The sequence below is a fragment of the Haloplanus salinarum genome, from assembly GCF_024498175.1.
Classification (GTDB): domain Archaea; phylum Halobacteriota; class Halobacteria; order Halobacteriales; family Haloferacaceae; genus Haloplanus; species Haloplanus salinarum.
Map to the genome: position 1 here is coordinate 110,999 of NZ_CP101823.1, position 22,094 is coordinate 133,092.

At 69.5% G+C, this 22,094-nt stretch carries 23 protein-coding genes and 1 tRNA gene; 14 read left to right on the plus strand and 10 right to left on the minus strand.

The annotated features are described in order from the left end of the window. Nucleotides 1-966, minus strand: a complete 966-nt coding sequence (locus NO364_RS00595; protein ID WP_257628263.1) for a glutathione S-transferase family protein — start codon at nt 964-966, stop codon at nt 1-3. 114 nt (nt 967-1,080) lie between these two features. Here NO364_RS00595 and NO364_RS00600 point away from each other — a divergent pair, with 114 nt between their 5' ends. Next, nucleotides 1,081-2,007: a sulfide-dependent adenosine diphosphate thiazole synthase gene (locus NO364_RS00600; protein ID WP_157689423.1), complete on the plus strand. Its 927-nt coding sequence runs from the start codon at nt 1,081-1,083 to the stop codon at nt 2,005-2,007. A 12-nt stretch (nt 2,008-2,019) separates the two neighbouring features. Then, nucleotides 2,020-2,778, plus strand: coding sequence for a DUF7001 family protein (locus tag NO364_RS00605; RefSeq protein WP_257628264.1), 759 nt, complete (start codon nt 2,020-2,022; stop codon nt 2,776-2,778). Here the strand turns inward: NO364_RS00605 and NO364_RS00610 are convergent, their stop codons facing one another. From NO364_RS00610 to dcd, 3 genes are read right to left on the minus strand one after another with little or no spacing between them, the layout of a single operon-like run. Continuing rightward, a complete protein-coding gene (locus NO364_RS00610) occupies nt 2,779-3,459 on the minus strand; it encodes a class I SAM-dependent methyltransferase (protein ID WP_257628265.1) in 681 nt (226 codons plus the stop codon). Further along, nucleotides 3,456-4,397 (minus strand): thiamine-phosphate synthase family protein, encoded by a 942-nt coding sequence (locus NO364_RS00615; protein WP_257628266.1) that lies wholly within the window; start codon nt 4,395-4,397, stop codon nt 3,456-3,458. Before NO364_RS00615 ends, NO364_RS00610 begins: the two co-directional genes overlap by 4 nt. Beyond that, on the minus strand, nt 4,394-4,975 hold the full coding sequence (gene dcd / locus NO364_RS00620; protein ID WP_257628267.1) for a dCTP deaminase: 582 nt from the start codon (nt 4,973-4,975) through the stop codon (nt 4,394-4,396). The genes NO364_RS00615 and dcd overlap by 4 nt, the downstream gene beginning before the upstream one ends. A 143-nt stretch (nt 4,976-5,118) precedes the next feature. On the opposite strand from dcd, the gene citZ reads away from it, so the two are divergent. The 6 genes from citZ (at nt 5,119) to NO364_RS00650 (ending at nt 8,861) form a co-directional block, all read left to right on the plus strand. After that, entirely contained in the window at nt 5,119-6,255 is a 1,137-nt protein-coding gene (gene citZ, locus NO364_RS00625; RefSeq protein WP_257628268.1) for a citrate synthase, read from the plus strand. 25 nt (nt 6,256-6,280) lie between these two features. Continuing rightward, nucleotides 6,281-6,670: a gamma-glutamylcyclotransferase family protein gene (locus NO364_RS00630; protein ID WP_157689417.1), complete on the plus strand. Its 390-nt coding sequence runs from the start codon at nt 6,281-6,283 to the stop codon at nt 6,668-6,670. 208 nt (nt 6,671-6,878) lie between these two features. Next, on the plus strand, nt 6,879-8,108 hold the full coding sequence (gene ilvA, locus NO364_RS00635; protein WP_157689416.1) for a threonine ammonia-lyase: 1,230 nt from the start codon (nt 6,879-6,881) through the stop codon (nt 8,106-8,108). A 60-nt stretch (nt 8,109-8,168) separates the two neighbouring features. Then, nucleotides 8,169-8,549 carry a Rid family detoxifying hydrolase gene (locus tag NO364_RS00640; protein WP_157689415.1) on the plus strand — a complete coding sequence of 127 codons (381 nt, stop codon included), beginning with the start codon at nt 8,169-8,171 and terminating at the stop codon, nt 8,547-8,549. Continuing rightward, the gene (locus NO364_RS00645) at nt 8,546-8,752 is read left to right on the plus strand and encodes a DUF7981 family protein (protein ID WP_157689414.1); all 207 of its coding nucleotides are present in this window, start codon (nt 8,546-8,548) and stop codon (nt 8,750-8,752) included. The genes NO364_RS00640 and NO364_RS00645 overlap by 4 nt, the downstream gene beginning before the upstream one ends. Before the next feature lie 28 nt (nt 8,753-8,780). After that, a tRNA-Ser gene (locus tag NO364_RS00650) sits at nt 8,781-8,861 on the plus strand. A 30-nt stretch (nt 8,862-8,891) separates the two neighbouring features. On the opposite strand, the gene NO364_RS00655 is transcribed toward NO364_RS00650, so the two are convergent. Beyond that, nucleotides 8,892-9,083: a hypothetical protein gene (locus NO364_RS00655; protein WP_257628269.1), complete on the minus strand. Its 192-nt coding sequence runs from the start codon at nt 9,081-9,083 to the stop codon at nt 8,892-8,894. Nucleotides 9,084-9,249: 166 nt separating this feature from the next. Here NO364_RS00655 and NO364_RS00660 point away from each other — a divergent pair, with 166 nt between their 5' ends. The 5 genes from NO364_RS00660 to NO364_RS00680 all read left to right on the plus strand — a co-directional run bounded on the left by NO364_RS00660 (nt 9,250) and on the right by NO364_RS00680 (nt 13,810). Next, nucleotides 9,250-9,402, plus strand: a complete 153-nt coding sequence (locus tag NO364_RS00660) for a hypothetical protein (RefSeq protein ID WP_199243774.1) — start codon at nt 9,250-9,252, stop codon at nt 9,400-9,402. Between the two features lie 46 nt (nt 9,403-9,448). Continuing rightward, the gene (locus tag NO364_RS00665) at nt 9,449-9,844 is read left to right on the plus strand and encodes a DUF7383 domain-containing protein (RefSeq protein WP_157689412.1); all 396 of its coding nucleotides are present in this window, start codon (nt 9,449-9,451) and stop codon (nt 9,842-9,844) included. A 227-nt stretch (nt 9,845-10,071) separates the two neighbouring features. Beyond that, the gene (thsB, locus tag NO364_RS00670) at nt 10,072-11,697 is read left to right on the plus strand and encodes a thermosome subunit beta (RefSeq protein WP_199243806.1); all 1,626 of its coding nucleotides are present in this window, start codon (nt 10,072-10,074) and stop codon (nt 11,695-11,697) included. 123 nt (nt 11,698-11,820) lie between these two features. Continuing rightward, nucleotides 11,821-12,768, plus strand: a complete 948-nt coding sequence (locus NO364_RS00675; protein WP_257628270.1) for a hypothetical protein — start codon at nt 11,821-11,823, stop codon at nt 12,766-12,768. Nucleotides 12,769-12,814: 46 nt separating this feature from the next. Next, a complete protein-coding gene (locus tag NO364_RS00680; protein ID WP_257628271.1) occupies nt 12,815-13,810 on the plus strand; it encodes an ornithine cyclodeaminase family protein in 996 nt (331 codons plus the stop codon). 24 nt (nt 13,811-13,834) lie between these two features. On the opposite strand, the gene leuS is transcribed toward NO364_RS00680, so the two are convergent. Beyond that, a complete protein-coding gene (gene leuS / locus NO364_RS00685) occupies nt 13,835-16,696 on the minus strand; it encodes a leucine--tRNA ligase (protein WP_257628272.1) in 2,862 nt (953 codons plus the stop codon). A 178-nt stretch (nt 16,697-16,874) separates the two neighbouring features. Between leuS and NO364_RS00690 the strand changes: the two genes are divergently transcribed. Further along, on the plus strand, nt 16,875-18,308 hold the full coding sequence (locus NO364_RS00690) for an ATP-binding protein (RefSeq protein WP_157689408.1): 1,434 nt from the start codon (nt 16,875-16,877) through the stop codon (nt 18,306-18,308). Nucleotides 18,309-18,368: 60 nt separating this feature from the next. Here the strand turns inward: NO364_RS00690 and pheA are convergent, their stop codons facing one another. The 4 genes from pheA to NO364_RS00710 form a co-directional block, all read right to left on the minus strand. Beyond that, complete coding sequence (gene pheA / locus NO364_RS00695) at nt 18,369-19,172, minus strand: prephenate dehydratase (RefSeq protein WP_157689407.1); 804 nt, start codon at nt 19,170-19,172, stop codon at nt 18,369-18,371. 43 nt (nt 19,173-19,215) lie between these two features. After that, complete coding sequence (locus NO364_RS00700) at nt 19,216-20,622, minus strand: sensor histidine kinase (RefSeq protein WP_157689406.1); 1,407 nt, start codon at nt 20,620-20,622, stop codon at nt 19,216-19,218. A 46-nt stretch (nt 20,623-20,668) separates the two neighbouring features. Beyond that, nucleotides 20,669-21,355, minus strand: coding sequence for an imidazole glycerol phosphate synthase subunit HisH (hisH, locus tag NO364_RS00705; protein ID WP_157689405.1), 687 nt, complete (start codon nt 21,353-21,355; stop codon nt 20,669-20,671). Nucleotides 21,356-21,485: 130 nt separating this feature from the next. After that, nucleotides 21,486-22,076, minus strand: a complete 591-nt coding sequence (locus tag NO364_RS00710; RefSeq protein ID WP_157689404.1) for a uracil-DNA glycosylase — start codon at nt 22,074-22,076, stop codon at nt 21,486-21,488. Between the last annotated feature and the right edge of the window lie 18 nt (nt 22,077-22,094).

Here is a 22,094-nt window from a genome sequence, read left to right on the forward strand (position 1 = left end):
CTACTGCAACGCCGCGGGCGGGCCGCCGGGCAACCGGTCCCGGTCGTGTCCCTCGGTGAAGTCGATGTCGGGGCCCGTCGGCACCAGTCGTTTGGGGTTCACGTCACCGTGGCTGACGTAGTAGTGCCGGACGATGTGGTCCACGTTGACGGTGCGCTCGATGCCGGGCGTGGTGTAGAGGTCCTTCGTGTAGCCCCAGAGGTTGTCGTACTCGTGGATGGCCCGGCGGTTACACTTGAAGTGAGTGTGGTAGACGTGATCGAAGCGCACGAGCGTCGCGAACATCGCGAGGTCGGCCTCCGTGAGTCGGTCGCCGGCGAGGTAGCGCTGGTCCGCCAGCAGGTCGTCGTACCGATCGAGCGCGTCGAACAGTTCGTCGACGGCGCGGTCGTAGGCCGCCTGCGAGTCGGCGAAGCCGGCGCGGTAGACGCCGTTGTTGATCGGGTCGTAGACGTCCTCGATCAGGCGGTCGACCTCGTCGCGGTAGCCCTCGGGGTAGAGGTCCACGTCCCGGGTCGCCAGCTCGTCGCCCGCGACGTCTAACATCCGCATGATCTCCGCGGACTCGTTGTTGACGATGGTCTCCCGCTCCCGGTCCCAGAGGACGGGCACGGTCACCCGTCCCGTGTAGTTCGGGTCGGCGCGGACGTAGATATCCCGGAGGTACTCCTCGTCGTACAACGGGTCGGGTTGGGCCTCGGAGAACTCCCAGCCCTGGTCGTAGCGCTCGGGCTGGACCAGCGACAGGGAGATGGCGTCGTCCAGTCCCTTGAGCGCGCGGGTCATGGCGGCCCGGTGTGCCCAGGGACACGCCCGGCAGATGTAGAGATGGTAGCGTCCGGCCTCGACCGGGAAGGCCTCGTCCGGACCGATCCGGTCGCGGAACGTCGTCGTCTGGCGCTGGAACTCGCCGTCGTCGGTGGCGTAGTCGGTGCCGACCCACTCGCCGTCCACGAGGCCACTCATCGTGGCATCACCGTAGCGGTCATCGACCGGGATAGGGCGTCGACCGCGAAAAGGGTTGGGCGGTTCGGCGCGGTCGCAAAGTATAACCACCACCCGATGATACTACTGAGTGGTATGTCTTCGTACGAGCAGTTCAGTCAGGTCGGCGAGGCGGACGTAACCCGGGCGATCGGTCAGGAGTGGACCGAGGAGTTCATGGACTTCTCGGACTCCGACGTCCTGATCGTCGGCGGCGGTCCCTCGGGGCTGATGGCGGCGAAGGAGCTCTCCGAGCGGGGCGTGAAGACGATGGTCGTCGAGAAGAACAACTACCTCGGCGGCGGGTTCTGGCTCGGCGGCTTCCTGATGAACAAGGTGACCGTCCGGGACCCGGCCCAGGACGTCCTAGAGGACCTCGACGTGGATTACAAGCCCGCCCAGGACACCGAGGGGCTGTACGTCGCCAACGGGCCCGAGGCGTGTTCGGGACTGATCAAGGCCGCGTGTGACGCCGGCGCCAAGATGCAGAACATGACGGAGTTCACCGACATCGTGATCCGCGAGGATCACCGCGTCGGCGGCATCGTCATGAACTGGACGCCGGTTCACGCGCTGCCCCGGGAGATCACCTGCGTCGACCCCATCGCCGTCGAGGCGGACCTGGTCATCGACGCGACGGGCCACGACGCCGTCGCCATCTCCAAACTCGACGAGCGCGGCGTCCTCGACGCGCCGGGCATCCAGCACGCCAAGGAGCACAACACGGGCATGGACCAGACCGGCGACGACTCCTACGGGGCGCCGGGCCACGACTCGCCGGGCCACGACTCGATGTGGGTCGGCGAGAGCGAGGACGCGGTCGTCGAACACACGGGCTTGGTCCACGACGGCCTGATCGCGACGGGGATGGCCGTCGCCACCACCTACGGCCTGCCGCGCATGGGCCCGACCTTCGGCGCCATGCTCGTCTCGGGGAAGCGCGCCGCCCAGGCCGCCATCGACGAACTCGGCGTCGACGCGCCGGACGTCGAACTCACGTCGCGGGCGCCCGCCGACGACTGATCGGGCGTCCCGATGGTCGACACCGTCACGCTCTATCGCGCCCCGACGACGCCCGCGGACGCCGACGCCATCGCGGACTGGCTCCGCGACCGGATCGACGCCGAGGTGCGGGTGCGCGACCGGCTGCTGTCGACTGCTGCGGACGACGACCTCCCCGAGGAACTGGCGGCCGCCCGCGTCACCGACCCCTACGAGCGGGCGACGGGCAACACGATGCTCGGCATCGTCCGGTACGAGGAGCGAGCGCTCGACGATCCGGAGCGGGCCGGGGGCGTCGTCTACGACGGGCTGGCGGTCCAGCGGGCGCTGAACGCTCGCCTCCCCGGGGAGCGGGGGCTGGATCACCTGCATCTCCCCCTCCTCGACCGCGTGATCGGCACCTGGGGCGACCACGACGGCCGCTGGCACAAGCGGGTGGCCGTCCTCGGCCAGCCCGCCCTGCTCTCTGTCCCGGGCCTCTACGAGGCGCCGGCCAAGCCCGAGGCCTACTACGAGGCGAAGAGCAAACACGCCCTGATGACGGGCGACGCGCCGCCCCGCGAGGTGCTGGAGGCCGAAATCGAGGGCGACTTCCTCGTCGCCGACGACCCGCGGACGACCGAGGCGCTGAAGGGGTACGCCCTCGCTGCGGTCGACCTCCTGGAGACGGGGACGGCCTTCTGTGACGACGAGCGGTGTCGCCTCCACGACGCCCACCGCCAGCCGGGGGTCGTGCGGGCACAGCTACGCGATCCACCCCTCTGCGAGCGACACGCGGCCCGGTACGGGTAGTCACCGCCCGCCGGCGCTCAGGTAGGCGAACCCGCCCATCCGCGTCCCGTGGGAGGTCGAGGGGCAGCGTTCGAGGAGCGTCCGGTGTGCGCCCGCGACCCGGCGGTCGAGGACCCGCGCGGGCGGGTCGTCGTGGTGGTCGCGGGTGCCCGGCGGCGCCGTCGTGGCGACGACGACGCCGAACAGCGGGTTCAGCGGGCGTCCGGGGAGCCGGTGGCTCCGAGCGAGATCCAGGAGCGCGATCCGCGAGGGGTCGAGACCGTCGAGCCACCCGTCGACCGTCGCCGCGGGGTCGGGGAGCATCCCCACGAGGAACGTCGCGAGGACGGCGTCGGCGCCGTCGAGCGGGAGGCGCGTGGCGTCGCCCCGGCAGACGGCCACGTTCGTCCACCCCTCGCGGGCGACGAGGGCCCGGGCCCGTCGCACCGCACCGGGCGCGAAGTCGACGCCGACGACTGTGCCCTCGGGACCGACCCGGTCGCGGAGGAGCAACAGGTTCGCCCCCGTCCCGCAGCCGACGTCGACGACGGTGTCGCCGGGGGAGAGGTCGAGCCGCGCGACGGCGGCCCGGCGGAGGCGACGGATCCCGGGCGCCCGGCGCGCGAGGCGGTCGTAGACGCCGGCCCACCGGGAGTAGAAGGTCTGGGCGGCCGCCGCGCGGTCGGGGTCGGGCGTCGTCATTCCTGGCAGTGGTCCCGGACGATCCGGGCCACCGTGGGGGCGTCGGCCCCGAGGACGTAGGTGATCGGCTCGATGCCGAAGCCGCCGGTCTGGTAGAGGACGAAGGGCGCGTCGGGGTCGGCCTCGCGGACGGCCTCGACGACGCCCGGCCGGGCCGCCTCGTCGTCGTGTGTGTCGTCCCCAGATCGATCGTCTTCGACGTCGAACTCGACGGTCGGATACCCGGCCGCGTGCAGGCCCTCGATCAGGGCGGGATCGTAGCGGAGGTTGAGGGCGCCCCGGACGGCGGCGCCGGCGGCGCGTGCCGACAGCAACACCGAGGCGACGTGTTCGCTGACGCCGAACTCGGGGTCAGAGGGCACCGTCGCGGTGCCGCGGACGTCGAAGATGCGGCCGGGGACCGCCGCCACGTCCTCCACGTCCGCGGCGTCGGGCAGACACTCCACCAAGTTCGAGCCGACGTTCGGCACGAAGCCGGCAAAGCCCGAGGTGTTCCGAAGGATCCGGAGTCCCCGCCGCACCGACGACCGGACCTCCTCGGTCGTCCGTACGGTGCTCTCGGGGTCGTGGACGTCGAAGTCGCCGCCGTGTTCGCGGAGTTCGGGCATGGCCTCGCGGTGGCGCTCGGCCAGGAGGTCGCCGTCCTCGAGTTGGCGGATCAGCACTTCGACCTCGACGAGCGCCTGGACGCGACTCATGTCGCCGGTCGCCAGCCCGGCGCCGACCCGTTCGACGAGGTCACGGACCCGCTCGTCGGCGCTGATGGCGTCGCTCGTCGCCACCTCGCCGTGGGCGTACTTCGAGACGGCCGACTGGGAGATGCCGAGCGCCTCGGCCACCTCGCGCTGGGTGAACCCTCGGTCCCGGAGATCCGCCGCGAGCATCGAGCGGACGGTCGGGAGGAACTCCTCGACGACTACCTCCTCGACGAACTTCATGACTCGAACTCGGGGTCGTCCCCGATGCGAGAGGCCTGGGGGCCACGCTGGTCCTGGTACTTCGAGCCGCGGTCGCTGCCGTAGGGCCGGTCGGCCGGCGAGGAGAGTTCGGTGAAGACGAGTTGGGAGACGCGCATGCCGGGCGTGAGCGCGACGGGTGCGGTCCCGAGGTTCGACAGTTCGAGGGTCACCTGGCCGCGGTAGCCGGGGTCGACGAAGCCCGCGGTGGCGTGGACGACGACAGCGAGGCGGCCGAGCGAGGAGCGCCCCTCGACGTTGGCGACGAGGTCGGAAGGCATCTCGATGCGCTCCCGGGTCGTCCCGAGGACGAAGTCGCCGGGGTGGAGGATGAACTCCTCGCCGTCCGGGACGACCGTCTCGGCGATGTAGTCGCTGACTTCCCCCTCGTGAGTGGGGTGGATACAGGGGATGTTCGTCCGCTGGAACTCGAGGAACTCCGAGCCCAGTCGGAGGTCGACGCTGGCGGGTTGGACCTGCTGGTCGACGTCGTCCAGCGGGTCGATCACGAGGTCACCCTCGCGGAGTCGAGCGAGGATGTCGGTGTCCGAGAGGATCATACATAGGCCGTAGCGCCGAGCGGTAAAATCCCCCCGGTCGGCGGGACGCCCCCTCCGGGCGTCCGGCGACCGACGCGCCTGACCTGACGGGATCGTGAGGTAAACGGCAACGCTTTTTTGAGACGGTTCGAAACCGCTTGGGTATGTCTGATGAGGTCAAACGGGGACTGGAGGGCGTCGTAGTCTCCGAGTCCCGGCTGAGCTACATCGACGGCGACGCCGGCGAGTTGGGCTACCGCGGGTACGCCATCGAGGACTTCGCACGCCGGGCGAGCTACGAGGAGGTGCTGTCGCTGCTCTGGAACGGCGAGTGGCCGACCCGCTCGGAACGCGACGCCTTCGCCGCCCGACTGGCCGACCAGCGGAACCTCGATCCCGACGTCTACGACCTCATCGCGAACCTCGCGGAGCGGGAAGTGGACCCGATGGCGATGCTGCGGACGGTGCTCTCCGCGCTCTCGGCGTACGACGAGGACGCCGACGCCGCGCCCGACGACCGCGAGGCCAACATGGCCAAGGGCTGTCGGATCACCGCCAAACTACCGACGGTCCTGGCGGCGTTCGCCCGGCTTCGCGACGGCGACGACCCCGTCGACCCCCGGTCGGATCTGGATCACGCCGCGAACTTCCTCTACATGCTGAACGACGAGGAGCCCGACGAGGTGGCCATCGAGACGTTCGACACCGCGCTCGTCCTGCACGCCGACCACGGTCTGAACGCGTCGACGTTCTCCGCGCTGGTGACGACCTCCACCATGTCCGACCTGCACAGCGGCGTCACCAGCGCCGTCGGGACGCTCGCCGGCCCGCTCCACGGCGGCGCCAACCAGAACGTCATGCGGATGTTACAGGAGATCGACGACAGCGGGAAGGGGCCCCGCGAGTGGATCGAGGACGCGGTCGACGGCGGCGAACGCATCCCCGGCTTCGGTCACCGCGTCTACAACGTCCGCGACCCGCGGGCGGCCATCCTCGAGACGTACTCCGAACGTCTGGGCGAGACGGTCGGGGACCCGCGGTGGTACGAGTACTCCGTCGCCATCGAGGAGTACATGGCCGAGGAGAAGGGACTCGCGCCCAACGTCGACTTCTACTCGGCGTCGATGTACTACCAGATGGGCATCCCGGTCGACCTGTACACCCCCATCTTCGCCCTGTCGCGCGTCGGCGGCTGGATCGCCCACATGCTCGAACAGTACGAGGACAGTCGCCTGATCCGGCCCCGTGCGCACTACGTCGGCGACCGCAACCGCGAGTTCGTTCCCATCGAGGAGCGATAGCCGAACGGCCGACCCCCGTGTCACCATGGACGTCTTCGTCTACGGCCGCCTCACCGAACCGGCCCGGGTGTCGTCGGTGGTGGACTCCTTCGTCTTCGTCGGGGCGGCGATCCTGGAGGGCTGTCACCCGGTCGCCGGTCGGTATCCGACGCTCGCGCCCGGTGGTGAGACGGCGGGTCGACTCCTCCGGACGGACGCCCTCGACGCCCTCGACGCCTACGAGGGTGTCGACCGGGGCCTCTACGTCCGCGTCGCGGTCCCCCGAACCGACGGCGGGACGGCCGCCGTCTACGTCGGCGATCCGGCGCCCCTCGACGTCGAGTCGTCGGTGACGTGGCCCGGAACGGGCCCCTTCGCCGACCGGGTCCGTCGATACGTCGCCGACGGCGGGGCGGTCGTCCGGCCGCGCCCGTGATCCACTCGCGGCGCCGGTCGGTCGTCTGTGGCGCCCCGGCCCCGTGTAGTCGGTTACTTTCACTTTCACCGCGCCTTCATGATGTTTATATGTCTCCCCGGTGTTGGTCGAATCGCACGTCACACGCGTGCATTCCCCTTTCGAAACCCGTGAGCGACGGCCCCAGCCGTACATAAACCGTTAACCACCACCGTCAGGTATGGGCGGTATGCTCACCCACGACGACGTCCTCGACGCTCGGGAGCGGGTGTCGACGGTCGCTCGGCACACGCCGCTCGAGTACTCGTATGCCTTCTCCGAGATGACCGGCGCCGACGTGCATCTGAAACTGGAGAACTTCCAGCGCACGGGCGCGTTCAAGATCCGCGGGGCCATGAACCGGATCGAGACGCTGTCGACGGCCGACCAGGAGGCGGGGGTCGTGACCGCGAGCGCCGGGAACCACGCCCAGGGCGTGGCGCTGGCGGCGACCCGGGCGGGCGTCGACTCGAAGATCGTCATGCCGGAACACGCGCCGGTCTCGAAGGTGAAAGCGACCGAGCGCTACGGGGGCGAGGTCGTTCTCCACGGCGCGGACTACAGCGAGGCCCAGGCCGAGGCCCACCGGATCGAGGAGGTGGAGGGGCGGACGTACGTCCACGCCTTCGACGACGAAACCGTGATGGCCGGCCAGGGCACCATCGGCCTCGAAATCGTCGAGGACTGTCCGGACCTCGATACGGTCATCGTTCCCATCGGCGGCGGCGGCCTGATCTCGGGTATCGCCACGGCGGTGAAGGCCCACGACCCGGACGTCCGCGTGATCGGCGTCCAGGCCGAGGGGGCCTCCAGCGCGGCCGAATCGATCCGGCGGGGGGAGATCTACGAGCGCGACGCCGTCGACACCATCGCCGACGGGATCGCCACCCGTCGGATCGGCGACCGCACCTTCGAGGTGATCAAAGAGCGCGTCGACGAGGTGGTGACCGTCGACGACGAGTCCATCGCCATCGCCCTGACCTACCTGCTCGAACGCGAGAAGGCGCTCGCGGAGGGGGCGGGTGCCATCTCCCTCGCTGCCCTCCTCTCCGACGCCATCGAGTACGAGGACGGCGAGACTATCGTCCCGGCGCTGTGTGGCGGGAACATCGACCTGAACGTGTTGACGACGGTGGTGATGCGGGGGCTGGTGGCGACCGGGCGGTACCTCCGGTTCCGGACGATCCTGAAGGACCAGCCGGGCGCGCTGGTGGCGCTCGGAGAGATCATCGCCGACCACCGCGCGAACATCACGGCCTTCCACCACGACCGCACCTCCCGGGACGTGGCGATGAACGACGCGCGCGTCGAACTCGAAGTCGAGACCCGGGGACCGGAGCACGTCGACGAACTCCTCGCGGCGCTCCGCGACGAGGGCTACGAGGTCGAAATCGTCAACGGCTACCAGATGTCGGTGTAGGCGCGGCGGTTCCTGCCGCCGATGTGTACCTTTAACCGGTCGCCGACCGACCACCCGGGCGTGAAACGAACCATCAGCACCGACGACGCCCCGGCCGCCGTGGGCGCGTACAGTCAGGCGACGACCAACGGCTCGCTCCTGTTCACCGCGGGACAGCTCCCGCTGACGACGGACGGCGACCTGCTCGACGACGAGAGCGTGGCGACCCAGACCGAGCAGTGTCTCGACAACGTGCTGGCCATCCTCGCGGACGAGGGCGCCGACGCGAGCGACCTGCTGAAGGTCACCATCTTCCTCGACGACATCGACGATTTCGACGAGATGAACGAGACGTACGCGACGTACTTCGACGCGGACCCGCCGGCCCGGAGCGCCGTGGAGGTGGGGAACGTGCCCAAGGGCGCGGCCCTCGAAATCGAGGCCATCGCCGACCTGGAGTGACGACCCAGCGCACGTCGAGTCTCCTGTGGGGGCTGGTGGGGGCGCTCGCCTTCCTCGTCCTCGCGCAGGGGTACCGACTCCTCCTCGGCCCGCTGGGCCCCGGGCCGCTCGCCCTCGGCGCCGTCGCCCTCCTCGTCGGTGCCGTGGCCACGGGCCTCACCCACGTCCTCGAACCGCGGATGCGGGGAAAGGAAAGGAGTTAAAGTCCCGAGCGGTTACTCGTAACTGCGTGCCGGGATGGCCGAGTGGTAAGGCGCACGCCTGGAAAGCGTGTTCCCTCTGGGATCCAGGGTTCAAATCCCTGTCCCGGCGCTTTTTCAATCCCGAAGTGGCGACCACCCCTCAGGACATCGCGTCGCGTGGCATCACTAGGTCGCCGCCACACTCCGGACACCGCGTGAACGACCCCGTTACGCCCGTCGTCGTCCGGAACTCGGCGTAGTCACAGTCGGTACAGACCGCCTCGGCGACGTATCTCCGGACGCCCGCTGGCTCCTCCGGTCCGACCTCGGTTCGCCCCTCTTTTAGAGACATGGTAACACTTCTCACTCGAGGGGCTTAAAACGCACGCCGTACTCGACGGTCGATCGGTCCACGATCGGTCGGTGATTAGAGAATCGAGCCACCGTTCGATCAGTACTGCACCGGCTCGGAATCGGAGAAAGGTTCATGTGTCGTGGGCTCCTTCCCTTGCATGACAATGCCTGACACGAAAAGTGGTCGCGAACGAAACGGCCGGAACAAGCGCGCCCAGCTCCGGCAGCAGCTGTACGAGCAGGAGCTCGAAACCCTCGACGAGGACGCGGAGCTTCCCGAGTTCGGCGAGGACGAGGCCGCGGTCGACGAACCGTAAGGCCCGGGTCGGCGCTCTTTTCAGTCCCCCGACCCAACCGGTGTTCGTGCCACCCCGTGCGAACTACGCGACGATGTACGTCGGTGCGCAACTCGCGCCCGAGGGGCGGGAACTCGACCTCGACTGGGCCGAGAACGTCGGCAACGGGACGCCACGCCACGAGTTCCACGTGCCGACCGACGAGGCCTTCGACGGCTACGTCGGTATCCAGGCCTTCGACGTCGGCGACTACGGCCACGAGATCCGGATCAACGGCGACCGGATGAGCGGCTTCGACATCCCGCCCAACGACGGCTGGCAGTACTGGGTCGACACGTTCGGCGACGCCGTCGACCTTGTGGCCGGTACCAACGACCTCCGTGTCGTCCGTGCCGACGACTCGACGGACGCCTTCGCCGTCGGGACCGTCACCGTCCACTGGAAGGAACCCGCCGACGACTGAGCGACCCTCGCGTATTTAAAACCGCCGCGTCGTCCAGTCGAACGCCTCGTCCTGACTCGTGATAACAGTTGACAAGACACACGTCGGGTCGCTCCCGTCTCCGGATCTCTTCCGATTCGTCGCCGAACGGTTCGCGCTTCGTCGTGACTCACAACCCTTATTTTTATATAGAAGGACAAACAATCGTTCGGTGAACCATGAGTCAGCGAATGCAGCAGGGTCAGCCGATGATCATTATGGGCGAGGACGCCCAGCGCGTCAAGGACAAGGACGCCCAGGAGTACAACATTTCGGCGGCCCGAGCGGTCGCGGAGTCGGTACGGTCCACGCTCGGACCCAAGGGGATGGACAAGATGCTCGTCGACTCGATGGGCAGCGTCACCATCACCAACGACGGGGTCACCATCCTCCAGGAGATGGATATCGACAACCCGACGGCCGAGATGATCGTCGAAGTCGCCGAGACACAGGAGGACGAGGCCGGCGACGGGACGACGACGGCCGTCGCCATCGCGGGCGAACTCCTGAAGAACGCCGAGGAACTCCTCGATCAGGATATCCACCCGACGGCGATCATCAAGGGCTTCAACATGGCCGCCACGGAGGCCCGCGAGCAGGTCGACGATATCGCCGAGCAGGTCGACCCCACCGACGAGGACCTCCTGCGGAAGGTCGCCGAGACGTCGATGACGGGCAAGAGCTCCGAACTCGACAAGGACCTTCTGGCTCGCCTCGTGGTCGAGGCGGTCCGGGCCGTCACCGTCGAGGCCGACGACGGCAGCCACGTCGTCGACCTGGAGTTCGTCGAGATCGAGACCCAGACCGGCCGCTCGGCCTCCGAGTCCGAGCTCCTCAACGGCGCGGTCATCGACAAGGACCCCGTCAACGACGACATGCCCGTCGAGTTCGACTCGGCGGACGTGCTCCTGCTGAACGATCCCATCGAGGTCGAGGAGACCGACGCCGACACGTCGGTCAACATCGACAACCCCGACCAGCTCCAGCAGTTCCTCGACAGCGAGGAGAAACAGCTCCGCCAGAAGGTCGATCAGATCGTCGCGACGGGCGCCGACGTGGTGTTCTGTCAGAAGGGCATCGACGACCTCGCCCAGTACCTGCTGGCCAAGGAGGGCATCCTGGCGGTCCGCCGGACGAAGAAATCCGACATGGGCTTCCTCCAAGAGATCCTCGGCGCCGAGATCGTCTCCGATCTCGACGCCGCGACCGACGCCCACCTCGGCACCGGTCGGATCAGCCGCGACGCCGAGGCCGGCCTGTTCTACGTCGAGGGCGACGACGCCCACGGCGTGACGCTCCTGCTGCGTGGCTCGACCGAGCACGTCGTCGACGAACTCGAACGCGGCGTTCAGGACGCCCTCGACGTGGTGTCCACCACCGCGGCCGACGGGCGCGTGCTCCCCGGCGGCGGCGCCGTCGAGGTCGAACTCGCGAGCCGCCTGCGTGACTACGCTGACAGCGTCAGCGGCCGCGAGCAGCTCGCCGTCGAGGCCTTTGCCGACGCCATCGAAGTCGTCCCGCGCGCGCTCGCCAGTAACGCTGGCCTCGACAGCATCGACACGCTCGTCGACCTGCGTGCCGCCCACGAGTCGGGCGACACCCGTGCCGGCCTCAACGTCTTCACCGGCGACGTGGTCGACACCCTCGACGCGGGCGTCGTCGAACCCGCCCACTCCAAGGAGCAGGCGCTCACCTCGGCCAGCGAGGCCGCGAACCTGGTCCTGAAGATCGACGACATCATCGCCGCGGGCGACCTCTCGACCTCGGGCGACGAGGACGAGGGCGGTGCCGGCGGCGGCATGGGCGGCATGGGCGGCATGGGCGGCGCGATGTGACGCCCGGTCACCGCCCCACTGCCGTCGACCGCTGAACGCTGACTGTACCCCCCGCACGCTCCGTTCCCGTTTTCCCCCGTTCCCGTCACAAAGCCCTTGATCCCACCCCCGGTAGCCCATGGTATGCCCTCCGGGAGACGTGCCGTCCTCGCGAGCATCGGCACCGCAGCGATCGGCCTGTCCGGCTGTCTCGGCGGCGGATCCCCCGCCGAACCGACGCGAACGTCGACCGCCACGCCGACCGAAACGCCCGCGGGCGACGCCGCCACGCTCGGCGACGCCGTCGCCGTCGACGGCGCGACCGTCACCGTCTCGGACCTCGTGACCGCCCACTCGGTCCGCTATCTGAGCGCGCCGGACGCCATGGACGTCCACCCGGCGGACGGCGACCAGTTCGTCTTCGTCGCCGTGGCCGCCGACGGGTCGGGAACGCCGCCGGCGCCGGACCGGTTCGGGCTCGTCGCCGAGGACGCCCGCTACGGATCGGGAATCGAGTATCTCGGACCCGCCCGCGTCGCCGCGCCCGTGACCGGGCGGCGGTACGGCGAGTCGAACCCCGAGGGGTTCCTCGGCTTCCGGGTTCCCGCGCCCTTGGACGCCGAGTCGGTCGCGGTGGTCCTGGGGAGCGACGGTCCCGAGCGGACGGATACGCCACCGGACCCCGGCGACGTCGTCGCCGAATGGACCGTTCCCCCGGCGGCGGTCGACCCACTCCGCTCGCCACCACCCGCCTTCTCGGCGGCCGCCGACGTGCCCGAGTCCGTTCCGGCGGACGAGCCGATCCCCGTCACGATCGACGTGACCAACGAGGGCGACGGCCCCGGCGTCTTCCGCGCGGCGATCAACCAACAAGGGCCGCTCTACGGCGCCGAGGGGATCGATCGGTCGCTCGCGGCCGGCGAGTCCGCGACCCACGGGACGACCGTCGACTACTACCTCGACGACGACGCGGCGCCCGGACGCGTCCGGTTCGCCGTGGTCGGCCCCGACCTCTCGGAGCTCTTCGAGGTGACCCTCGACGGCGGCGGGACGCCCGCGGGGACGGGGACGACCACCGGCGCGACCCACTGACCCGCCCCGCGAAACCGGTAACTCCACGGATACGTTAGGGGCGACCATGGAGACCCTGCTTCTGGACGGCGAGACGGTTGCCGACAACGCACCGATGGACGCCCTCGTCGACGCGGTCGAGGCCGCCTTCGCGGCCTACGAGCGCGGCGACGCGACGATGCCGCCGAAGTCGTACGTCGACCTCCCGCAGTACGACGGCGACTTCCGGTCGATGCCCGCCTACCTCGACGCGGGCGACTGGGACGCCGCGGGCGTGAAGTGGGTGAACTCCCACCCGCACAACGGGGAGCGCCACGGCCTCCCGACGGTCATGGGGACGATGATCTACTCCGACCCCGAGACGGCGGTGCCCCTCTCGATCATGGACGGCACGGCGCTCACGACCCGGCGGACCGGCGCGGCCGCCGCCGTCGCCACCGACCACCTCGCGGTCGAGGGGGCGTCCTCCCTCGGACTGGTCGGGGCGGGCGTGCAGGCCCACGCCCAACTCGACGCCATCGCGACGGTCCGACCGATCGGGACCGTCGTCGTCGCCGACGCCGACGCGGAGCGCGCGCGGGCCTTCGTCGACGCCGTGAGCGATCGGTTCGACGCCCGCGTGGGCACCATCGCCGAGGCGGCGGCCTGTGACGTCCTCTCGACGGTGACGCCCGTCCGCGACCCCATCGTCGCCGCCGACGCCGTCGGCGAGCGGACCCACGTCAACGCCGTCGGCGCCGACGCCCCGGGCAAACACGAACTCGCCGACGACCTGCTGGCGGCCGCGACGCTCGTCGTCGACGACCACGCGCAGTGTACCCACTCCGGCGAAATCAACGTCTCCTACGGGACCGGCCGGCTCACGGACGCCGACATCCACGCCGAACTCGGCGAGGTGGTGACGGGGGCGAAGCCGGGACGAACGCCCGAGGACGGGGTCACCGTCTTCGACAGCACGGGCCTCGCCATCCAGGACGTGGCGGCGGCCCACGTCGTCTACGAACGGGCCACGGCCGCGGGCGCCGGCACGCGGTTCGACCTGCTCGGCCTCGCGACGGAGTGACGCGCCGGTGGCCCGGCCGCGACGTTACTCCAGGTGGATCGCGGGCCGGAAGGGGACGGCGTCGCCGGCCTTGTCGCCGGGGTCCGGCGGGTCGGCGTCCTCGTCGTAGACCCGCACCTCGGCGCCGAACTCGCGTTCGAGGAAGGGAACGGCCGTCTCGTAGGTCGCCCGCTCGTCGAGGTCGTCCATGGCGTCGACCGTCGCGTCGTCCAGATCGCGGACGAGTTCGACGAGTTCGCCCGCGAGGTCGTTCACCGCGTCGCCCCGTTCGCGGAGGTCGGGGTCGCTCATCGCCTCGCTCATCACCGCACCCACGTCCGGTCCGGCCTCGACGACGGCGTCGAAGACCTTCCACTTCCAGTCGGCGGCGGCGTACACCCGGACGACCTCGGGATCGGTCCCGGTCACGTCGACGATGTCGTGGACGTCCTCGGTGAGGCGTTCGATCCGTTCCTCCTGTAGCTCCACCGCCCGGTTCTCCAGGTCTGGATCGACCTCGGGCCACGGGGCGTCCTCGGCGGGCCGGCCGGTCAGCCGCTCGTGGAGTTCGTTCGCCATGAAGGGGACAAAGGGCGCGAGGAGGCGCAGCCGCGTCTCCAGAGCGTGCCGGAGCGTCCACCGGGCGCCGGGTCGGTCCCGGTCGGCGCGGCGGCGGTACCACCGGAGCGACTCCTCGAAGTCGTAGAAGGCGGCCTGACTGGCCGTCCGCGTCTCCGATCGCTCCATCGCCTCGGTCACCTCGCGGACGGTCCGCTGGAGCTTCGACAGGAGCCACCGGTCGACGTGTTCGAGGGCCGGCCGCTCGTCGTCGAACGTCGACGTCGGCTCCTCGGGGAGCAGCTCGGTCGCCCGGTTCCAGAACCGCTCCAGCTGGTCGCGGACGCTCTCGACCTGGTCGGCACGCCAGTCGTAGTCCTGCCACGGCTCCGCGGAGTTGAGCAGGAAAAATCGCACCGTGTCGGCGCCGTAGGCCTGGATTGCCTCGTCCGGCAGGACGACGTGTCCCTTCGAGGAGGACATCTTCCGCCCCTCCAGCAGGCCCATGCCCATGATGACGATGCCCCCGGGCCACTGCGGTTCGTCGAACAGTTCGGCGTGGTGGAACAGGTAGAACGTGAGGTGATTCGAGATGAGGTCGTTCGCCGAGAAGCGGTAGTCGACGGGATACCAGTGGAGCCACTCCTCACGCAGGTCGAGGGCGCGCGGATCGGGGTCGTCGACGGCCTCCGGGCCGTAGAAGAGGGCGTCGAAGAAGTCGCGGTCGAGGTCATCGACCGGAATCTCCCGCAGGCGGGGCGCGATGGTGTAGTACGCCATGTAGACCGTCGAGTCCGAGAGGGGCTCGATGACGAAGTCGTCGTCCCACGGCAGCCGTGTCCCCAGCCCGTAGTTGCGGATGCAGGGCCACTCGTTGAGCCAGTCGATGGTGTGGTCGTACTCCCCGCGGGTGTTCTCGGGGATACACTCCATGTTCTCGACGACCCGCTTGGTCGCTTCCTTCCAGTCCGCGTCGTTGTAGCTGAGGAACCAGGTGTCCTGCTCGGCCACCTCGACGTCGCCGCCACAGCGACAGATCACCTCCTCCGAGAACTCGTACATGGTGTCGAAGTGGCCCGCCTCGACACCCGCCTCGCGGTATTCCTCCCGCACGTCCTCGATGACCTCGCCCGCGAACTCCCCGTAGTCGTCGTGGAGGCGACCGGCGTGGAACTCGCGGTTGTAGAGTTCCTTCGTCACCGCCTCCAGTTCGGGGTCGTTCGACGAGGTGACGTCGGCCGACTCGACGGCGTCGCGGGCCGGCACGTCGCCGTAGCCCTCGACGTCGAGGATGGGCACCGGATCGATGGCCGCGACGGCGTCGGGGTCGACGCCGTGCCGCTCCATGCGCTCGGCGTCGGCCTTCGCCTCCTCCAGCGCCAGGTAGTCGTCCGGGGAGTGGGCGGGCACCGACATGACGACGCCCGTCGCGTTGTCCGGGTCGACGAACGTCGCGGGCAGGACCGGCACCGCGTCGCCGGTCACGGGGTTGGTGACCGACTGCCCGACGAGCTCCGACCCCGGGAACCGCTCGGTGACGTCCACCTCGTGAGCCTGGAGGCGGAGCTTCTCGGTAGCCGCCTCCGAGACCAGCCACGTCTCGCCGTCGACCGTCGCCCGGACGTACGTGGCGTCGGGCTCGACGTAGGCGTTCGTGACCCCACGGACCGTCTCGGGGCGCAGCGTCGCCATCGGCACCACCGCGTCGTCGAGGCCGAAGCGGATGAGGGTGTACTCCTGGTACTCCGCCTCCTCGCCCTCCAGCAGGTCGTGGGTGGTCACCGGCTGCTGTTCGTTGGTGCAGTATTTGACCGGGTGGAGGCCCTTCTCCAGTCGGTCCCGGTCACGGAGGGTCTCGTACTGCCACGTGACGAACTTCGAGTAGCGCTCGTCGTTGGTGGTGAACTCTCGGCGCCAGTCGATGGACAGCCCCAGCGACTTCATTCCCCGCTTGTAATGTTCCTCGATGAAGTAGCGGGCGTAGCCCATCGGCGTCTCCAGGTCCTGCAGGGTGTCCTCGGGGACGTCGTAGGTGTCCCGGAGCACCGACAACTGCTCCTCCTCACCTTTCTTCAGGCGCTCGACGGCGCCGATGATCGGCGTGCCGGTGACGTGCCAGGCGATGGGAAAGAGGACGTTGTCGCCCCGCTGTCGCCGGTACCGGGCGTACACGTCCGGGACGGTGTACGTCCGGACGTGGCCCATGTGCATCCCGCCGCTCGGATACGGATAGGGAACGGTGATGAACGTCGGCTCGTCGTCCGCGTCGCTGGGGTCGGCCTCGTACCGGCCCGTCTCGGCCCAGCGCTCCCGCCAGCGCTCCTCGATGTCCTGCGGGTCGTAGTCCATACCCCGGATCAAGTCCCCCCGACCTAAAATAACTCCTATACCGCCGGCGGAAACGACTCGTTTCCGACGCTATCATCGTCGAGAGTCGCCGGTAAGTGTCCGTTAGAACCGCGCCGAACGGCGGTAAGCGAACATTATCTATCCGTGTGGCCCGTGACCGACGGGGGTGGGCACACTCGTGAACCGATCGTCCTTCGGACGGGTCCTCGGAGTGGCCGTCCTCGTGAGCTTCGCCGTCGCGTTGCTCGGCATCTGGCTCGGCGAGTTGGGTGGTCGGCCGTGGCGATCACCGGCCGCCGTCGTCGCCGCCCCCGCCGGGCTGGTCGTCCTCCTCGCCGTCGCGGCCGGGTGGCTCCTGTGGAGCGACCTCGACGGGCGGATCGCCCTCCACGTTCCCGCCGCGGCCCTCGCCGGGACGCTCGCCTTCGGCGGGTTCGCCTGGTGGGTCGTCCTCGACACTCTCGTCACGGTCGCCGGCGTGCGATCGATGCTTGTCGTCCTGAACGTCGCCAGCGCCGGCGGCGCGGTTGGCGTCGTCGTCGGCCTGTTCACCGCGAGACAGGCGGCGTCGATCCGATCGCTCCGGCACGCCCGGGACGAGTACCGCGACCTCTTCGACGGTATCGGCGATACGGTGCTCGTCCACGACACCCGGGGACGGATCCTCGCCGCCAACGAGGGTGCGGTCGACCGGCTCGGCTACGACGCCGCCGCCCTGCGTCGTCGGTCCGCCGACGACTTGGAGGGCGAGGGCGGCGCCGACGGTCGGTACGTCGCGGCCGACGACCGCATCGTCTACGAGACGGTCCACGAAACCGCCGACGGCGAGACGATTCCGGTCGAGATCAGCGCCCGACTCGTCCGGTACCACGACGCACCGGCGATCCTCGCGGTCGCCCGGGACATCAGCGAACGCCGGGCCTCCGAGCGGGCGCTCGCACGCACCCGGGACCAGCTCCGCGCGCTCAACCGCGTCCTCCGTCACGACATCCGCAACGACATGCAGATCGTCCTCGGCCTCGCGGAACTCCTCGAGGAACACGTCGACGAGGCCGGACAGGATTCGCTCGACACCATCGTCGCCACGGGCGAACACGTCGTCGAACTCACGCGGAGTTCCCGGGACCTCGCCCGGACGGTGGCCGGCGAGACGGAACTCCCGCTGGAGCCGGTGTCGCTCCCCGAGACGATCCAGGCGGAACTCGACCGGCGGCGCGAGGCGTTCGCCGACGCCACGCTGTCCGTCGAGGGCGAGATTCCGGACGTGACGGTCCGGGCGAACGACCTGCTCACCTCGGTGTTCCGGAACCTGCTGAACAACGCCGTCCAGCACAGCGACCGCGAGGAGCCGACCGTCACCGTCTCCGCCGACCTCTTGCGTGGCGACCCCCGTGTCCGCGTCCGCGTCGCCGACGACGGGCCGGGCATCCCGCCGGAACTGGACGGCGACGTCTTCGGCAAGGGGGAGAAAGGACTCGACAGCACGGGGACGGGGCTGGGACTCTACCTCGTTCAGTCGCTCGTCGATCACTACGGCGGCGACGTGTGGGTCGAACCGAACGATCCCCGCGGCACCGTCGTTGTGGTCGAACTCCCGGTCGTCGAGGACTGACCGGTCGACGACGGGGATCGGCCGGCGGACGCGCGGCGGCTCCGAGGCGCCCGTGGCCGCTCAGACCACGTGGCGGGTGTCGTAGGAGCCGAGGCGGCGAACCCACCCCTTCTCCGCGATGCCCTCGACCTCCTCGACGGCCGCCCGCGCGTGGTCCTCGTACAGGCCGGCCTCGAAGTCGATGTGGAAGAGGTAGTCGCCGAGGCGGTCGCCCGTCGGTCGGGACTCCACACGCGAGAGGTTGATGTCGCGGTCGGCGAAGGCCTCCAGCAGCTCCAGCAGGAGGCCGGGGTAGTTGGCGTTCGGGTTGACGATGATCGTCGACTTCCCGCCGGCCTCGGTGCGCTCCTCGGCGGGCGAGATGGCGAAAAACCGGGTCGCGTTCGAACTCCGGTCCTGGATGTCCTCGGCGAGGACCTGCAGGTCGGCGTCGGCGTTGTCGGGGTGGGCGATGGCGGCGACCGTCGGATCCTCGCGGGCGTGTTCGACGCCGCGGGCGGTGCTCGCGACGGCCTCCAGGCTCACCTCGGGGTACTCGGATTCGAGGAAGGTGCGACACTGGGCGAGCGCTTGCGAGTGGCTGGCGACCACCTCGAACGACTCGCTCTGGGCGAGCAGGGCGTGACGAATGGGGGTGACCACCTCCTCGACGACGCCGATGTCGTAGTCGGACAGCGCGTCGAGCGTCTCGGTAACGCTCCCCTCGATGCTGTTCTCGATGGGGACGACGCCGCGGCGGTACTCGCCGTCGGCGACGGACTCGACGATGGCCGTCACGGATTCACTGAACGTCACCTCGTCGGCGACCGCCCGCGCGGCGCGGTGGGAGTAGGTCCCCGCCGGGCCGAGCGTGATGGCTTCCATGGATCGAGGGTCGCGTGGCGCGGTGAAAAACGCGTCGGACCGGTCAGGCCGCCCGCTCGAACCGCAGGACGAAGACGGTGCCGCGGGGGTCGTTGTCCTCGATCCACACGTCGCCGCCGTACTGGTCGACGAGCGTGTACACTAGGTAGAGTCCCAGCCCCGTCCCCTCGCTGTCGATGCCCTTCTCGCCCTTGCCGAAGACCGTCTCCTTGCGGTCGTCGGGAATCCCCGACCCGTCGTCGGCGACGCGGACGGTCACCGCGTCGTCCTCGGCGGACGCGGAGACGGTGACGGTGGGGTCGTCGCGGTCGCTGTGCTGGACGGCGTTGTTCAGCAGGTTCCGGAACACCGACCCCAGCATGTCGTTCGCGACCACCTCGACCAGCGGGACGTTCCCGCGGGTCCGGATCGTCGCCTCGGGGTAGCTCGACTGTGCCTCCCGGATCTCCTGATCGAGCACGTACGAGAGGTGGATCGGTTCGAGCGTCGGGTCGGTCTCCGAGACGAGCGTCTCCATCAGATCCCCCATCACGTCCGTCAGCTCGATCACGTGATCCGTCCGGCTCCGGATCGTCTCCAGTTGGGGGCGGTGGCCCCCCGTCACGACGTTGTCGAGCAGGTCGGTCATCCCCTGGACGAGCTGCATGTCGTTGCGGATGTCGTGGCGGACGATCCGGTTGAGGAGTTCGAGACGCTCGTTTTGTTCCTCCAACACCTGCCGGTACTCGCGGGCCTCGGTCACGTCCTTGATCGCGCCGTCGAGGTACGGCTCGCCGTCGACGGGGGAACACCGACAGACGGTGACCAACCCCCAGAACGACTCCCCGTCGAGCGTCCGGAGCTCGAGTTTCTCGGTGACGACGTTCGTCTCGGCGATGGTGTCGAAGAAGCGCCGCCGGTCGTCCCCGTCGGCGTAGATGTCGGCCACTGGCGTCGAGAGCAGATCCGCCTTCGAGTCGGCGTCGAACAGGTCGACCATCGTCGGGTTGGCTTCGAGGAAGGTCCCCTCGGGGTCGTCGTGGGCTCGGAAGATGCCCGTGGGGACGTGTTCGACCAACTCCTCGAACCGGCCGAGTTCGTCCTGGCGGTGCTTCCGGTCGGTCACGTCACGGGCGGTGGCGAGGACGCGGGTCCCGCCGTCACGCTCGACACGCGACGCGGAGAGTTCGGCCCAGACGGTCCCGCCGTCGCGCCGCTCCAGCGGCCACTCGACGGTCGCCGTGCCGTCCCCGGGATCGACGGCTCGCGACTCGGAACGTCGTTCGTCCGCCAGGAGGTCCTCGACGTGCCGGCCGACGAGACGCTCCCGGTCGAAGCCGGTCAGGGCCGCGAACCGAGCGTTGACGGCGCGAATCACCCCGGTCTCGGGGTCGTACACCACGACGCCGTCCGGGATGCCTTCGAGGAAGTCGCCGGCGCCGGTTTCGGTGGTCACCGTCCGTTCGTTCACGTTCCCCCGTTTCGGCGAGGTCTGTATAAATACACGGCGCCGATTATCACCGCAGAGAACAGACGTCGACGAAGTTCCGCAGGATCGTCAGCCCCGTCTCACCGCTTTTCTCGGGGTGGAACTGGGTCCCGAAGACGGTCCCGTCCTCGCTGGCGATAACCGCGGGGAACGTCCGTCCGTGGTCGGTCGTGGCGACGACCGCCCCGTCGTCGTCCGGGACGGCGTAGTAGGAGTGGACGAAGTAGGCGTGTTCGCCGTCGACGGATCCGCCGCGGTCGCTCCCCTCGACGCCCGTGACCAGCGGGTGGGACCGCTCGACCGACAGCTCGTTCCAGCCCATGTGGGGGATGGTCTGCCCCTCGTCGAACCGGACGTTGCGTCCGGGGACGAAATCGAGGCCGACGACGTCGCCCTCGCCGGCGTGGTCGGCCTCCTCGCTCGACGTGAGGAGCATCTGCATCCCCAGACAGATGCCGAAGACGGGCTGGTCACGGGCGACGGCATCCGCGAGCGCCTCGCGGTACGGCCCGGCGTTCTCCATCCCCTCGCGGAAGGCGCCGACCCCCGGCAACACGATGCCGTCGGCGGCGGCGAAGTCGCCGGGGTCGTCGGTGATGGTCACGGCCGCGCCGGCGCGTTCCAGACCGCGCGTCGCCGACCGGAGGTTGCCGAGGCCGTAGTCGACGATGACTACGTCCGCCAGCGCCTCCGACGGCGGTTCGGACAGGCTCATACCGACACTCGGTGGCCAGGGGGCAAGTGGTTTTCCGTTGCGTCGACGCTCATAGCGAGTATCGTAACTGTCCATAGGTTCTCGCGGGGATGATCCGGCGAGAACCTATGACGACTTCCGATGATCGCTATCAGTAGTCGCCGAGCCGCGCCTGGTCGCCGCTCCCGGCGCCCACGAGGTCGGCCGCCCGCGCGATGGCGTCCTCGAACGCCCCGCGCTGGCTCCGATCGTACAGCGTCGCCGCCGGGTGCAGGCAGAGCAACACGCGCCGGGGAGTTCCGCCGAGGCGGACGTCGACGACCGATCCCGCCTCCTCCGTCACCGCCACCGACCGGTCCAGCAGGCGCTCGCCGGGCACCTTCCCGAGCGTGACGATCAGGTCCGGATCGACCGCCTCGACCTCCCGCCCCAGGAACCCCGCGCAGTTGTCGAGTTCGTCGACGTGTGGATCCCGGTTCTCGGGCGGCCGACACCGCACACAGTTGGTGATGCGCACGTCCGCCCGCGCCAGCCCGGCGTCCCGGAGAGCGTCGTCCAGCACCGATCCCGAGCGCCCCACGAACGGCTCCCCCCGCTCGTCCTCGTCGGCGCCCGGCGCCTCGCCGACGAACAGCAGGCCGGCGTCGGCCGGCCCCGTTCCGTTGACGATGCGACTCCGCGACTCGACGAGCGCCGGACACCGCTCACAGGCACACACGTCCGGCCCCTCCGTCTCGACCATAGCGGGTGCCCGTGGGCC

Coding starts and splice junctions, on each gene's coding strand:
- NO364_RS00610 (WP_257628265.1), bottom strand. CDS start 3,459: ATGACGACGCCCGACCCCGACCGCGCGGCGGCCGCCCAGACCTTCTAC.
- ilvA (WP_157689416.1), top strand. CDS start 6,879: ATGCTCACCCACGACGACGTCCTCGACGCTCGGGAGCGGGTGTCGACG.
- hisH (WP_157689405.1), bottom strand. CDS start 21,355: ATGAGCCTGTCCGAACCGCCGTCGGAGGCGCTGGCGGACGTAGTCATC.
- leuS (WP_257628272.1), bottom strand. CDS start 16,696: ATGGACTACGACCCGCAGGACATCGAGGAGCGCTGGCGGGAGCGCTGG.
- NO364_RS00605 (WP_257628264.1), top strand. CDS start 2,020: ATGGTCGACACCGTCACGCTCTATCGCGCCCCGACGACGCCCGCGGAC.
- NO364_RS00675 (WP_257628270.1), top strand. CDS start 11,821: ATGCCCTCCGGGAGACGTGCCGTCCTCGCGAGCATCGGCACCGCAGCG.
- pheA (WP_157689407.1), bottom strand. CDS start 19,172: ATGGAAGCCATCACGCTCGGCCCGGCGGGGACCTACTCCCACCGCGCC.
- NO364_RS00595 (WP_257628263.1), bottom strand. CDS start 966: ATGAGTGGCCTCGTGGACGGCGAGTGGGTCGGCACCGACTACGCCACC.
- NO364_RS00630 (WP_157689417.1), top strand. CDS start 6,281: ATGGACGTCTTCGTCTACGGCCGCCTCACCGAACCGGCCCGGGTGTCG.
- NO364_RS00655 (WP_257628269.1), bottom strand. CDS start 9,083: ATGTCTCTAAAAGAGGGGCGAACCGAGGTCGGACCGGAGGAGCCAGCG.
- thsB (WP_199243806.1), top strand. CDS start 10,072: ATGATCATTATGGGCGAGGACGCCCAGCGCGTCAAGGACAAGGACGCC.
- NO364_RS00615 (WP_257628266.1), bottom strand. CDS start 4,397: ATGAAGTTCGTCGAGGAGGTAGTCGTCGAGGAGTTCCTCCCGACCGTC.
- NO364_RS00710 (WP_157689404.1), bottom strand. CDS start 22,076: ATGGTCGAGACGGAGGGGCCGGACGTGTGTGCCTGTGAGCGGTGTCCG.
- citZ (WP_257628268.1), top strand. CDS start 5,119: ATGTCTGATGAGGTCAAACGGGGACTGGAGGGCGTCGTAGTCTCCGAG.
- NO364_RS00680 (WP_257628271.1), top strand. CDS start 12,815: ATGGAGACCCTGCTTCTGGACGGCGAGACGGTTGCCGACAACGCACCG.
- dcd (WP_257628267.1), bottom strand. CDS start 4,975: ATGATCCTCTCGGACACCGACATCCTCGCTCGACTCCGCGAGGGTGAC.
- NO364_RS00600 (WP_157689423.1), top strand. CDS start 1,081: ATGTCTTCGTACGAGCAGTTCAGTCAGGTCGGCGAGGCGGACGTAACC.
- NO364_RS00660 (WP_199243774.1), top strand. CDS start 9,250: ATGCCTGACACGAAAAGTGGTCGCGAACGAAACGGCCGGAACAAGCGC.